Below are 13,580 nucleotides of genomic sequence, written 5' to 3' on the forward strand. Positions count from 1 at the left end.
CCGCCGACGCCGCCTTCGCGAGAGCGACGCAATCGCTGTCGTCCAAGGAAAAGACAGCAGCGTTGACCGACTCCAGGGTGCCGGGTTCGGTGAGTTTCTTGAGTAGTGCCACTGCGGTGGCTTCGTGTGTGTCCACCCGACGACCATACGACCGACCACCGACAGTTTCTGATCTTGCAGACACCGCAAGACATTGCCGATTTTCGGCAACGACGTCGGCTTCGGATTTTCGGTTGGCGCTGTCGCCGTTTGGCAGTGAGTTCTTGGGAACTGGCCTGTATTGCCCTCGTGTGCGATCGGTCGTGGCGGGGTTGGTTCGGTCATTGCTACGGCGCCGCCCCACGCCGTCCCCGGCGGATCTGGAACTCGCGGACAACGCAGGACGTTGCCGTTTTCCGGCAATGACGTTTGCTCCGGATGCTCGATCGGCATCGTGCGTGGCCGTTTTCCGGCGGCGAGATCTCGGAAACTGCCCGATGCCACCTCTCGGTCGCCGCCACCGCACCGAGCAAGCCGCCCCAACAGAGCCCGGTACATAAGACACCACAAGGCATTGCCGATTTCCGGCAATGACGTCGGTTCCGGATACTCGTCGCCGTTTTCCGGCAACCAGTATCCGAGCGATAGTCAGCCGACCAACCAACCGTACGGCTGTTCGGTGTCCGGCCGGGGACCGACGGCCGAACACCGAACAGCTCACCCAGTTCAGTTCTTGTCGAGTGCGATGGCGATGTCCCCGATCGGCAGCGGGAAATCGCCGACCTTGCTCGCCGTGCCGGTCAGCAGGTTGACGGTGTAGAACGTCGACGGCGAGCCCGACGGCGGGTTGAGCACGGCGAACGCGCTCACCGACGTCGTCTTGCCGTAGGTCAGATCGCTGTAGATGTCGAAGCCCGCGATCGGGCCGGTGTCGACGCCGAGCGCCCCGGTCGGGACCAGGAGCCCGTTGTTGGCCGGTGACTGGATGAGCACCTGGTCGGTGGCCGTGCCGATGTCGAACAACGTGGTGGCGGTGTCGGGGTTGAGGTCGTTGTTCGTGTAGGCGGCGGCCGTGACCCCGGTGGTCCGGTCGGGGCTGGGGGGTGTGGTCAGCGGGTTGTCCGCGATCGTGGCGCCCGCGAGGTTGTGCCGCAGGTTCTGGCCGGTGTCGCTGATCACCCGGAGCCGGTCGGCGGCCGGGTTGAAGTCGACGCCGAAGTTCGTGCCTTCCAGCGGAATGGTGAGCTGCGAAACCTTCTTGAGGAGGACCTCGGGCGCCTTCGAAGCCGAAGCCGAGACCGGGGTCGAAATCGTGTAGATGCCGCCCTTGTTCCCCACCCCGTACAGCAGGCCGTCCTGTACCCGGAAGTCGATCCCGATCAGGTTGGTCTCGCCGCCGGTGAGCCCCTGTACGAGCAGGACCCAGTCGAGTCTCTGGGGATTGCCCGTGGTGAAGGTGGCCATCAGCTTGCCGTCCGCCGAGATCGCGAACGCTCTCAGCCCGGCCCCCTGCGCCGAACTCGCGCCCGCGCCGCCGACGACGAGCGACGCCGCGACGGTCACCGTGGTGGCCGCCGCGATCAGAACCTTCTTGAGTCGTGCCCTCATGATCCGTACTCCCCTCAACGGAAACTATGCGCTCACAAGCTATTCGGCGGCACTGGACGGCCATTGGACGTCGATTGGATACGGCGTCCGGCTGCTTGCGGCCGGCGGGAACCGGCGGAACAGTGGAACGACAACGGATTCAGGGGGAGTGATGACGATCAAGAACGTTCTCGCCGGTTCGGTGGTCCTGTGCGCCGGGCTCGCGTTCGGCGGCGCCGAGGCGAGCGCCGAGGAGGCGAGCGCGGAGGAGACGAACGCCGCGCGGCCGTGCGCGTCCGGCGTCAAGACCATCAAACCTGTGGTACTCGAAGATCCAGGGAGATGGACCTATACCTACAACCTTTCGTGGTGCGCGGACGGCGGGACGGTCGCCTGGATCGAACCCTCGGTGATCGCGCGGGTGCACACGCCTGCCTGCCGCTGGGTCGGCAGGATCGAGGAGTCGCTGCAGAAGCCACCGCAAGGAAGCAGCCAGTGGACCGCCACCGACACGAGCGAGTTCTCCTGCGCCGACAACGCGGGCAAGGAACACGGCGTCAACCCGTGGGTCATCGTGAACTTCGTCCCGGCGGGCGCGTACAAGATCACCAGCGGCATCGACCCCGCGTGAATCAGGCGCGGAGAATGGACTCGACCGCGGCCGCCGCCCGTTTTCGCAATGCGCCGTAGCCCGCCCGGCCGGCCAGAGCGAGCGCCTGCCGGGCCTGGCCGAGGTCGCCGGTGGCGGCGGCGAGCCCGATGAGCGCGTCGATCTCGGGATACCGGTCGCCGGTTTCCCGCAGCAGTGCGAGGGCCTGCCGGTACCGGCGGACGGCGTCCTGGCGGTGGCCCGTGCGCTGATGCACGCTCGCGAGCGCGACGAGCGCTTCGCCCTCGCCCCGCGGTTCTCCAGTGCTCCGCGCGAGCCGCAGCGCCTCGCGCGCGTGGTCGAGCGCGTCGGTGAACCTGCTGAGATCGCAGTACACCGAAGCGAGCCTGCCGAGCGTTTCCGCCTCGCCCGCGCGGTTCCCGGCCTCGCGGTGCAGGGCCAGCGCCTTGGCGAGCAGGCCCGCCGCCTCGGTGATCCGGCCGCGAGCGTGCTGCACCTGGCCGAGGTTGGCCAGGTTGATCGCCTCGCCGTAGCGCGAACCCAGCCCGCGATACCGGCGCAACGCCTGGACGTAATGGTCCGCCGCCGCGCGCAGGTCGCCCATCTCCCAGTGGACGAGCCCCAGATTGCCCAGCGCTACGGCTTCCCCGGCGGGTTTGCCCGCCCGCCTGCTCAACTCCAGCCCCCGGGAGAACCGCGCCGCGGCGGCCGGAAGCCGTCCGGACTGCCAGTACACACAACCGAGGTTGCCCAGCACCGCGGCCCGCGCCTCGGGCCAGTCCGCTCGCCTGGCGAGTACGAGCGCGCCGGTGTAGTGCCGGACGGCCTCCCGGTACCGCCCCTGACGGAAACTCAAGTCGGCGAGGCTGAACAGCGCGGAGACACGGGCGCGGGGATCGCCCTCCGTTTCGGCGGCGGAGAGCGCGGCCCCGGCGGCCGCCCGCCATTCCACCTGCCGCAACGACATCCAAAAGGAGCCGCGCAGGGCGTCGGCCAGCAGCCACGCCACCGGACGCGGCCCGAGCCTCGCCGCGTCCTCGACGACGGCGACCAGGTTGCCCAGTTCGGACTCCAGCCACTCCGCCGCGTTCTCCTTCACGGCGACGGGAACCAGGCCGTCGGGCACGGACAGCGGAATCCGGAACATGTGCGGGTAAACGATTTTCGCCGCCGCGTCCACGCCGCGCAGGTACCACTCGTGCAACCGGCGGCGGGCGGCTTCGCTTTCGGCCGGGGATTCCAGCGACGTAAGGCGGTCGGCGGCGTAGCGGCGGAGCAGGTCGTGGAAGTGGTAGCGGTCCGGCGCGTGCTGCTCGACGAGATGCGCGCCCGCGAGCGTGTCCAGGATCGTGCCCGCCCGCTCCGCGCCGGTGAGGACTTCGACCGCTTCGGTGCCGATGTCGTTGCCCGGCACCAGGCTCAGCAGCCGGAAGACCCGGCGCGTCTCCTCGGGCAGGGCCGCGTAGGACAGGTCGAACGCGGTACGGACGGCGATCTGCTCGTCACCCGGCACAGTGAGCGCGGCGAGCAGATTGCCCTTGCGCAGCTCGACGGCGTAGTCCTCGGCGCTCTTCCCGGGATTGTCGGCGAGGTTGGCCGCGGCGATCCTCAGCGCCAGCGGCAGATACGCGCACAGCCTGGCCACCTCGGCGGCCGCTTCGCGCTCGGCCCGGACCCACTCGGGACCGAGCACCCGCGAGAGCAACTGCAGCGCCTCGCCGGGATCCAGCATGCCCAGCGTCAGCCGCCGGGCGCCGTGCAGGGCGACCAAGGCGGTCATCCGGTCCCGGGCGGTGACCAGCACCAGACAGCCCGGTCCGGCGGGCAGCAGCGGCCGGATCTGGTCGACGTCGACGGCGTTGTCCAGCAGTACCAAGGCCTTCCGGTCGGTCATCAGCGTCCGGTACAGCGCGGAGGCGGTCTCCGTGTCCGCGGGCAGCCGTTCGGCGGGGATCTCCAGCGCGGACAGGAAGCGGGTGAGCACTTCGAGCGCCGTCGCGGGCGGGCCGGGCGAATGGCCGCGCAGGTTGGCGTAGAACTGGCCGTCGGGGAAGCGGTCCTTCACCCGGTGGGCCCAGTGCACGGCCAGCGCGGTCTTCCCGGCCCCCGCCGTCCCCGTGACGGCCGCGAGCGCCACCGCGCCGCCGGAACGGCCCGCCTTCGGCACCAGTTCGTCCAAAATGGACAGTTCGGTCGTCCGGCCGGTGAAGCCGGACGGTTCGGCGGGCAGCTGCCGGGGGACACGGGCGGCGGGACGCGGACCGGGCGGCGACTCCCCCTCGTCGAGCAGGGCGGCGTGCGCCGCGACGAGTTCGGAACCGGGCTCGACGCCCAGTTCCTCGATGAGCCGACCGCGAACCTCCTGGTACAGCCGGAAAGCCGTCGCCCGCTGCCCGACGCCGTGGTACGCGCGGATCAGCCGGGCCTGGGCGGGCTCGTCCAGCGGCTGCTCCGCGGCGGCTTCGGCCAGTTCGGTCAAGACCTCGCCGGCGGCACCGATGGCGAGCATCGCGTCGCCGTACCTGGCGAGCAGCGCGCGGCGTTCCGCGACCAGCGCCACGACCTTCGGATGCGTTGCGAGCGATGGGATATCGGCCAGCGGCTTGCCACGCCACCAGCGCAGTGCCTCGCCGAGCAGAGCCGCGGCACGGGCGGTCTCGCCGTCACGCTGGGCGTCGTTCGCCTCGGCGGCGAGCGCGCGGACGAGGGGCAGGTCGATCTCGGCGGCGTCCCAGCGCAGCGCGTACCCACCGCCGACGTACGGCAGGATCTCGCTGCCGGACCGGGACACGCGGCCGGGTTCCATCAGCCGTCGCAGGTGTTTGACGTGGGTCTGGAGGACGTTCACCGCGCTGCGCGGCGGCCGGTCACCCCAGAGCGCGTCCACCAGTTCCTGCTTGGACATCGCCTCACCGCCGGCGAGGACCAGCAACCCCAGGACGGCACGGCGGCCCGGTGGGCCGAGGTCGAGTTCCGCCCCGTCGAGCCAAACGCGCAGCGCACCCAGCACTTGGATCCGCACAGCCGTCGGCGCCACCGGCAGGAACGTAGCGAGCCGTCCCGCGCCGCACAAGCGAGTTATCCGCTTTTTGAGCCGCTCAGGCTAACGCGGTTCGGCGGGCAGGAGGTCGTGGCCGTTCCAGGTGAACCGGGCCGTGGTGACCGCGTCGTCGCCGTCGCCGCCGGTGATGAGCTGATGGATCCCGACGCCGCCGAGTTCGGCGTAGGTGCACCACTCGTGGTCCGACGTCAGCATCAGGTCGAGGTCGAGCGCCGACAGCAGGCCGAACACCTGCCCCCGGTTGGTGGTGTCGACGCCGACGAACACCTCGTCGAGCAGGATCACCCTCGGTGCCTCTGGCGCGGCCTGGTAGTGCGCGGCGACGGCGGCGAACAGCGGCAGGTGCAGCGCGATCGCCTTCTCCCCGCCGGAAAGCGCGCCGTGCAGCTTCTTGGTCAGCAGCTGCCAGCCCGCCCCGTTCGCGCGGTCCACCTTGACCACGAACCGGTGCCACGACGTGTAGTCGAAGACCTGCGCGAGCTGCTGCTCCCAGCTGGTCGCGGTGTCGTCCGCCTTCGCCTGCTCGACGCGCTCGCGGAAGAACTTGTGCAGCGACGCGCGATCCTCGGTGGTCAGCTGGTCCGGATCCTTCAGCAGCAGGTCCCGCGCGGTCTTGGTGCCCGGCGGCAGATCGGGGGAGACCTGCCAGACCAGCCGGACGGCGACCCTGGACGCGGTGCGCACCCGTTCCAGGCGCGCGTTCATCCCGTCGACCAGGTCGTTGGCCTGCCGGATGCGGGCCGCGAGATGCCGCCGGGTCTCCCCGGTCAGCGTCTTGTCGAACAGGTCGCTCTCGCGGCCGGTGATCTCGTGCCTGCTCTGTTCCGCCTCCGCGTAAAGGATCTTCAGCAGTTCGGTCGCGCCGACCCGCAGCCCGTCGACGACGGCGGTGAAGATCTGGACGTCCTCGTCGGTCTCCAGATCGAGTTCGGCGCGGGAGCTGAGCGTGTTCCGGCAGGTGTGCACCGCCTCGGAAAGCCGGTGCAGCGCCTCGCCGAGGTTGCTCGGCGCGTGCGGCACGGACGGCCACGCAGCGGCCACCAGACGGGCCGTGTCGAGCGCCGACCGCACCCCGTCGGAGGCGGACAGAGTGGCCTGGAACTTCGGCAGATCCTCGATCCCGCCGTCCGCCGGGAAGATCCCGGTGGCGAGCTTCCGGAACCGGAGCGCGGCGGCGTCCTGCTTCTTGGCGGCCTCTTCGCGGGCCCGCGCGTCGGTCGTGCGCCGGACGCCGAGCGCGCCCAGTGACACGGCCAGTTCCTTGGCGCGCGCGTTCGCGGCGCGGAGTTCGCCCGAGAGCTCGCGCAGCTTCGTGCGCAGGCCGTCGATCTCGGCGAGCACCTCACGCTGGCCGGTGCCGACGGAGCCCTCGATCGCGTCGAGCATCGCGGTGAGTTTGGTGCGTTCCGCCTCCGCCTCGGCGGCCTCGTCCTCACGGCGGGCCGCGTTGCCCTCCGACCGGTCCGCCTGTTCGGCGAACGTCTCGGCCCGCTGGGTCGCCGTGCGCAGGTTCCCGTTCTCGTACAACCAGTTCTCGCCCTGGTCGGAGTAGGTGCGCAGGGCCGTGGCGAGCGCGGCCAGCGGCGCACGCTCGGTCGGCAGCCCGCTCTCCGACGCCTGACCGGTCAGCTCGTGGAGCGCGGTCTTGGCCTCGGATTCCAGCGCGGAGACCGTCGTCTCCAGGTGCCGGACGGCGGCGTCGGCGGCGGTCAGATCGGCCTCGGCCGTGGTCATCTCGCCGGTCGCGGCGAGGAGATCGTCGTGGCCGGGGCGGGCGGCGCGTTCGATCTTGATCAGTTCACGCCTGCCGCGCAGCGCGGCCAGTTCGCCTTCCAGCTCGGCGATGAGCTTCTCGCGGCCGGAGATCTCGTCCCGCAGTCCGGCGATCCGGCGTTCCCGGGCCCGCCGGCGGGCGGCGGCACCGATGTGGGCCGGAGCGTCCTTCGCCCAGCTGCCCGACAGGCCGCCCATCCGCCAGCCGCCGTCCGCGCCGATCGCGGCGGGACCGGCGGGGAGGACGTCGTCGAACGCGATCACTTCCAGCACCCGCCGGACCTTCGCGGGCGAGAGTTCCGCGTCGGCTTCCGGCACGAGGACGTCGGCGAGCGAACGGGGGGAAGCGATCGGCAGCGAACCGGTCTCCAAGAGCACGTCGTGCCCTTCGACGACGCCGTGGGAGTTCACCCAGGCGTCCAGCAGACCGGCGCCTTCGAGCGCGGCCTCGATCCCGGCCCGCGCGCTTTCCGGGACCGAGCCGGCGAAGTCGACCAGTCGCCACAACGGCGCGCCGCTCATCTCGGTCCGGTCCGCCGTGCGGGTGCGCGGCGGCTCGGGTCGGAGGACGTCCTCCGTTTCGAGCACACCCGCCTCGACGAGGAGTTCGTCGTGCTCGGCGCGCGCGGTGGCGAGCGCGGCGCTGGTCGCCGCCTCGCGCCGGATGATGTCTTCGAGCACGGTCTCGGCGACCGCGCTGATCCTGCCCAGCAGCGAGACCTCCGCCTCGGCGTCCCGCACGATCGCTTCCACGTCGGGGAACCGCAGCTCGCGGCAGCCGATCGCCCATTCGGCGAGCCGGGTGCGCAGATCGCTCAGCGCGAGTTCGCGGGTCGCCGTCGTCAGGTCCAGTTTCTCCTGCGAGGCCGCGAAATCCGACCGGACCCGGTCCAGATCGGCCTCGGCCTGGTGACGGCGGCCGACGGCGCGTTCGTGCTTGTCCAGCGCCCGGCCGACGGTTTCGACCTGGTCGCGTTTGCCGCGGACGGCGGCTTGCAGCAGGGGGCGCAGCCGGGTCGGTTCGCTCGGTTTTTCCGGCTCACGCAGGCCCGCGACGAGTTCGTCGTGCACTCCGGCCAGGTTCGCGCGGGTCGCGGCGGAGGCGACCTCGGTCTCCTGCGCGCGGACGAGGTCGGCCTGCCGTTTCGCGACCTGCTTCGCGGCTCGCGAGCGCTCTTCGTCGGCGTCCGCCTCGGCACGGAGGCGATCGGCGTCGGAGCGGAGCGATTCCGCCTTTTCCTTCACGGAGAGGGTCCGCTGCCGCAGCTTGTCGAGTTCCTGGCCCTTTTGGTACGACTCGGACTCGGTCAGCCCGGCGAGGCGGGCTTCGGTCTCTTCGACGTCCTTTTCGAACTTCGCCGCCTGCTCTTCGGCGGCTTCCTTCTTCGCGGCGACCTCGTCGTGTTCCTCGGCCGAACGGCGGGCGGCCGCGGCGAGTTCGTCGAGTTCGGTGGTCGCGGAGATGAGGTTCGCGGCGCCCGCGCGCAGGACGCGCTGGGCGTAGGTCTTCTGGCGCGCGGCGAGCGCGCGGGTCGCGTCGACCTCGGTCTCCAGCGAGCCCAGCCGTTCGCGCTGCGCGTCGAGCCGTTCGAAACCCTCGGCGAGATCCGCGATCTCCTGCTGTCCCAACGGCGGGAGCGCACGGGAGAGCAGGTTGGACAGCAGGCTCGGGTCGAGCCGCTGCGAGAGTTTGGGCATCCGCAGCTGGAGCAGCGCGGTGATGAGCGCGTCGTACCGCTGCTCGCTCAAGGTGGGGAACAGCTTCGCGCGGATCTCCGCGCGGTACTCGGCCGCGCCGGCGTGCACGGTCCCCTGTTCGCCGAGGGCCTCTTCCAGCGCGTTCTTGGTCAGCGGCTGGCCCGCCTCGTTGACCAGTGAAAGGCCGTCGCCGATCCGAAGGTCCGTCGTGAAGAAGTCGGCGTGCACCGTGCTCGTGTGCGTGCTGGCCTGAAGCCGCGCGCCGCAGGTGAACCACTTGTCCCCGGCCATGCCGAATTCGAGCCAGACGAACCCGACGCGCGTGGCGCCGGAAGCGCCTTCGCCCATCAGGTTCCAGTGCATGCTGCGTTCGCTGGTGCCGAAGGTCGACAGCCGGTTCGCGCGCAGGCTCGCGTCGAACAGGAACGGCAGCAGCAGTTCCAGCGCCTTCGACTTCCCGCTCCCGTTGGGGCCGCGCAGCAGGAGGCGGCCGTCGTGGAACTCGAAGATCTCGTCGTAGTAGCGCCAGATGTTGAGGATGCCCGCGCGGGACGGGACCCACCTCGTCACGGTCACGGCGCCTCCTCGTTTCGGTCGGTGTACCTCGCGGCGGCCGGGAGCGGCCGGACGAGTTCGGCTTCGGCGCGGACCAGCCCGAAGCCGGTCAGCACGGCGAGCGCGTCGACGGTCAGCCGTCGCACGCCGTCCTTGCCCCGGTAGGTCTTGGCCCAGCGCGGGAAGCGTTTCAGCAGTTTGGCGGTGGCGTTGCGCAGGTAGTCCGTCGTCCGCGGCTCGTCGAGCACGTCGAGCAGCAGGAGCGCGGCGACCTTGGCGTTGCTGCCGTCGTCCGGGAACCGCTCGTCGGTGGACAGCCCGTCGACGTCGACGAGCAGCACACCCTCCGCGCGTTCTTCCAGGACGAAACCGCCCTGTTCGGCGGCGCGCCGCAGCAGCTGGCGCCCGGTCGGCGAGCCGAGGTACGCGCGCTCCTCCGCGGTCAGTTCGGCGAAGTACAGCACCGGGTCGTCGACGAGACGGCGGAAGACGGTGTGCCGGAGCCACAGGTTCCGCTGGACGTCGGACGCGCTCGGCGTGTCCTCGTGGCGGCCCGAGGAGAGGCCGTAGCGCTGCTCGTGCGACACCGCCTCCAGCAGTTCCTCGAACCGCAGCGCGACGTCGTCGGCGGGGACGGCCAGCTGCGACGGCCCGACCGGCGCGGCGAGCATCCGCAGCAACAGGGTCGCGTCGACGCGGAACAGGACCTTCGCGGCCGGATCGTCCACAAAGGACTCCGCGTCGCCGTCGGCGGTTTCGAGGACGCCGAAGGACTCCAGCAGCGCGAGGACGTCCACGAACGCGAGACGCTCGGCCCGGGAGGCGACGTCGAACGTCGTCACGAGGTCGTCGGCGCCGCTCGCCCTGGCCACGCGGTCGGCGAGCAGGCCGATGGTGGTCACCGGCACCGTCAGGAGTTCGGCCGCCGCCACGCACAGCAGCACGTAGCGGCGGCGGTCGAACGCCGCCCGTCCGGACCGCAGCCGCCGGGCGGGCCGGCTGGGGTCGGCGGCGGCACGGACCTTGACCAGCCGGGCGTAGCCGAGCCGGGGTTCGACGGTGAGCGTCCAGCCGCAGTAGTAGTCGAACCACTGCCGGATGGGCTCGCGGCGGCGCCGGATGAGGTCGAAGGTCTCCGGGGCGCCGCGTTCGCCGATGAGCGGGGTGGCCAGCAGGGCCCGGATCCCGCGGGCGACCTCTTCGCGCTCCGCGATGACCAGTTGGTTCGTGAGGCTCACGCACCGCCTCCGGCCGTGCTGATCTCGATCTCGTAGTCGGGGCCGCGGAAGACGCCGCTCGTGGTGGTCAGGCGCGCGAGCGCGCCCTTGGGCGGCGGCCTCAGGACGATCTCGATCTGGCCGTCCGACGTCGTGCTCCGCCGGGTGCCGTCCGCGCCGACCGCGCTGCCCAACGCCTGGCCCAGCAGGTCCAGCAGTCGCTCGAAGACGGTGTGGTCCAGCTTCTCGAACGCCGATAGCCGCACGATCCCGCCGGTGTCGAGCATGTTCCAGGCCGCCTCGAGTTCGGCGCGCTCCGCGATCGCCTGCTGGACACGCGCCGCCCGGATCGCCGTGACGTCGCGGACGCGTCCGGTCCTGGTGAACCGCTCGGTGCGGCCCGCCGACCGAAGCAGCTCCGAGACTTCCACCGGCGGCGCGTCGAGCCACGACGCGGTCGTGCTGACCACTTCCGGGTCCGCGTGGGCCAGATGCGCGTGCCGCGCGGAACTGAGCCCGAACATCGTGGACCACAGGCGATGCAGGTCCTCCTGCGCCGGGACGACGGTGAACCATCGCGCCAGCTCGCGGAAGTCGGCGACCGCGCTGCTCGCGCGCCGCCGCGACTCGGTGATCCGGTCCAGCACCTGCAAGAGCGTGATGATCGCCCGCCGCGCGACCTGGTGCAGGTCCTCGACCCGCGGCGTCGCCCCGTCTTCGGGCAGGAACCACGCGCGAAGCCCGTCCCAGCGGGCCTTGCGGACGTCGAGCCAGCGCTGATCCGGATTCGGCAGGGCCGCGCCGTTGAGCGCCCGGCGGTGCACGCGCTCGATGCCGTGGTCGTCGATCTCCTTGATGCGGGTGGCGATCGTGTGGGTGTGATGCTCCAGGTCGTTCAGGAACTCCTGGAGATACGCGACCGTCGACGCCTTGACCTCGTGAAACGTCGCTAGGTCGGCTTCGGCGTGCAGCAGGCGCTGGAGGTCGCCGTTGAAACGCTTCGTGTTGTCGCGGAACGCCTCTAGATGGCCCTCGGCTTCGGTGAGCGTGCTGAACACGCGCCTGTCGGTGCCGTCTTCGAGCTGCTTCGCGAGCTCTCCGAGCCGCTCACCCAGCGCTTCGAGGGTGGCTGTCTGCAGGGCGCCGGTGGCGTTGAGCACCTCGTTCGCGCGGACCACGCCCGCGTACGCCGCTTCGCCGAGCCGGGTCAGCGAGTACTGGAGATTGCGGCGTTCGTACTCGGACGCCGTCCGGTAATCGCCCGCGTGGTTCTGGACGACGTCGAGGAGCTTGTCGTTCCGCAACTGGTCCAGCGTGCTGACCAGGTCTTCGTCGGCCAGCGTCTCCATCCAGCCGACCGCCCGCAGTTCCGTGCGGACGTCGTCGATCCCGAGCGCCGTCTCGAGCCGTTCGTTCGCCTCACCGAAGGCGTGCAGGATCGCCAGGGGGAGCCCGGACCTGCTGCCGTCGGTGAAACGGAACAGCTCGGGCGGTACACGGAACGGATCCATGCGTCCTCCGGCGGATAAGCGTGGGGTCCCACGTTAGGGGGTCACCCAGGCGAGTCTGAACGGACCGTCTTTTTTCACGCTGAGTGCTCACGTGGTGAACAGGCTGAGGTGGACGGTGGTCCCGTCGACGGTGACCTCGCGATACACCCGGCGACCGTCGATGAGCTGGTCGTCCTTCAGGGCACCGGGCGCGAAGCCCGACGCCTCGAGCAGCCGCGGGACGTCCTCCGCCGGAAGGGTGAGGACGACGCGGTACCTCACGTCGATGCCCCGCTCGTACTTCGTCTCCAGCACCTTGCCGCTCGCGGGCATCGAGATCCCGCCGAACTTGAAGGCTTCTTCGGGTGTCGGACCTGGCTGGGGTGTCGCACAGCCGGCGAGGAGGAGGGCGAGGGCCGCGAGCAGGAGCTTCACCCAGTGTGAGACGCACAGGGGACGTAAGCGTTCCGTCACACTTGGACGGGGATGACAGGGACGGTGCGACACGTTGTACTGGGTGTCAACGACCAGAGGAGATCAACAGTGACGGAAAAGGCTGTTCTCGCGGGCGGCTGCTTCTGGGGCATGCAGGACCTGTTCCGCCGGCACCCCGGAGTCGTCTCCACCAGGGTCGGCTACACCGGCGGAGACGTGCCGAACGCGACCTACCGCAACCACGGCTCGCACGCCGAAGGCATCGAGATCGTCTTCGACCCGGCCCAGCTGTCGTATCGGCAGATCCTGGAGTTCTTCTTCCAGATCCACGACCCGACGACCCGCAACCGTCAGGGCAACGACATCGGCGCGAGCTACCGGTCGGCGATCTACTACACCGACGACAAGCAGAAGCAGGTCGCCGAACAGACGATCGCCGACGTCGACGCCTCCGGCAAGTGGCCGGGCAAGGTCGTCACCGAGGTGACCCAGGCCGGTGACTTCTGGGAAGCCGAGCCCGAGCACCAGGACTACCTGGAGCGCATCCCGAACGGCTACACCTGCCACTACGTGCGGCCGGAATGGCAACTGGGCGAGCGCTGATCGTCGCGCTGCACGTCTCTCCCGTGCACGCCTACGAGGGCCGTCCTTCCGACGGCCCTCGTCCCGATCCGTCTCCGGTCTCGTGCGACCACGTCGAGGTACGCGCGGGACTGGGGCTGGTCGGTGACCGGTACTTCGACCACCCCGCTCATCGTCAGGCCGCGGTGACGCTGTTCTCGGCGTCCGTTCCCGGCGACCCGTTGCTCGCCCGGCGGAACATCGTGCTGTCGGGCTTCGACGTGGACGCCCTGCCGCGGGACTCCGTTCTCACGCTGGACTCCGGCGACGGACCCGTGCGCTTCGAGATCCACCGGCCCGCGAACCCGTGCGCCTGGATGGACGTCGTCTACCCGCCCGGCACCTTCCGCGCGCTGCGGGGCCGCGGCGGGAAACGCTGCGTGCCGCTCGACGACGGCGTGCTGCGGTTAGGCCCCGTGGAGATCTCCATGGATGAGCTCGATCGGTCTTGAGCCTGGTCTGCGCTGATCGGGTGGGATGTCCTGGGAGATGCGTGCGTTCTGGAGTTGTCGGGTCACCGACGGCTACCGTTGAGAAACGGACCGGCGGAAGGG

The 13,580-nt window shown here is 70.4% G+C and carries 9 protein-coding genes; 3 read left to right on the forward strand and 6 right to left on the reverse strand.

Features of this window, described 5'->3' with window-relative positions; translation table 11 throughout:
- Positions 1 to 705: 705 nt before the first annotated feature.
- A complete protein-coding gene (locus B0293_RS25245; RefSeq protein WP_005165932.1) occupies positions 706 to 1,587 on the reverse strand; it encodes a DUF4394 domain-containing protein in 882 nt (293 codons plus the stop codon).
- A 151-nt stretch (positions 1,588 to 1,738) separates the two neighbouring features.
- Here B0293_RS25245 and B0293_RS25250 point away from each other — a divergent pair, with 151 nt between their 5' ends.
- The gene (locus B0293_RS25250) at positions 1,739 to 2,197 is read left to right on the forward strand and encodes a hypothetical protein (RefSeq protein ID WP_039919502.1); all 459 of its coding nucleotides are present in this window, start codon (positions 1,739 to 1,741) and stop codon (positions 2,195 to 2,197) included.
- Between the two features lies 1 nt (position 2,198).
- On the opposite strand, the gene B0293_RS25255 is transcribed toward B0293_RS25250, so the two are convergent.
- The 5 genes from B0293_RS25255 to B0293_RS25275 form a co-directional block, all read right to left on the reverse strand.
- Positions 2,199 to 5,213, reverse strand: coding sequence for an AfsR/SARP family transcriptional regulator (locus B0293_RS25255; RefSeq protein ID WP_245192100.1), 3,015 nt, complete (start codon positions 5,211 to 5,213; stop codon positions 2,199 to 2,201).
- Between the two features lie 66 nt (positions 5,214 to 5,279).
- Entirely contained in the window at positions 5,280 to 9,284 is a 4,005-nt protein-coding gene (locus B0293_RS25260; protein WP_005165926.1) for a TIGR02680 family protein, read from the reverse strand.
- Entirely contained in the window at positions 9,281 to 10,501 is a 1,221-nt protein-coding gene (locus B0293_RS25265; protein ID WP_005165924.1) for a TIGR02678 family protein, read from the reverse strand. Before B0293_RS25265 ends, B0293_RS25260 begins: the two co-directional genes overlap by 4 nt.
- Positions 10,498 to 11,991: a TIGR02677 family protein gene (locus tag B0293_RS25270; protein WP_005165922.1), complete on the reverse strand. Its 1,494-nt coding sequence runs from the start codon at positions 11,989 to 11,991 to the stop codon at positions 10,498 to 10,500. The genes B0293_RS25265 and B0293_RS25270 overlap by 4 nt, the downstream gene beginning before the upstream one ends.
- 87 nt (positions 11,992 to 12,078) lie before the next feature.
- Entirely contained in the window at positions 12,079 to 12,444 is a 366-nt protein-coding gene (locus B0293_RS25275) for a hypothetical protein (RefSeq protein WP_245192099.1), read from the reverse strand.
- Positions 12,445 to 12,513: 69 nt separating this feature from the next.
- Between B0293_RS25275 and msrA the strand changes: the two genes are divergently transcribed.
- Both msrA and B0293_RS25285 read left to right on the forward strand, forming a co-directional pair.
- The gene (gene msrA, locus B0293_RS25280; protein ID WP_005165919.1) at positions 12,514 to 13,008 is read left to right on the forward strand and encodes a peptide-methionine (S)-S-oxide reductase MsrA; all 495 of its coding nucleotides are present in this window, start codon (positions 12,514 to 12,516) and stop codon (positions 13,006 to 13,008) included.
- On the forward strand, positions 12,987 to 13,478 hold the full coding sequence (locus B0293_RS25285; RefSeq protein WP_005165917.1) for a hypothetical protein: 492 nt from the start codon (positions 12,987 to 12,989) through the stop codon (positions 13,476 to 13,478). Before msrA ends, B0293_RS25285 begins: the two co-directional genes overlap by 22 nt.
- Positions 13,479 to 13,580 lie beyond the last annotated feature (102 nt).

It is taken from the genome of Amycolatopsis azurea DSM 43854 (assembly GCF_001995215.1).
GTDB lineage: Bacteria > Actinomycetota > Actinomycetes > Mycobacteriales > Pseudonocardiaceae > Amycolatopsis > Amycolatopsis azurea.

Bases quoted from the DNA above. Each gene is read 5' to 3' on its own strand.
- B0293_RS25245 (WP_005165932.1), bottom strand. From the start codon at position 1,587: ATGAGGGCACGACTCAAGAAGGTTCTGATCGCGGCGGCCACCACGGTG.
- B0293_RS25270 (WP_005165922.1), bottom strand. From the start codon at position 11,991: ATGGATCCGTTCCGTGTACCGCCCGAGCTGTTCCGTTTCACCGACGGC.
- B0293_RS25285 (WP_005165917.1), top strand. From the start codon at position 12,987: ATGGCAACTGGGCGAGCGCTGATCGTCGCGCTGCACGTCTCTCCCGTG.
- B0293_RS25250 (WP_039919502.1), top strand. From the start codon at position 1,739: ATGACGATCAAGAACGTTCTCGCCGGTTCGGTGGTCCTGTGCGCCGGG.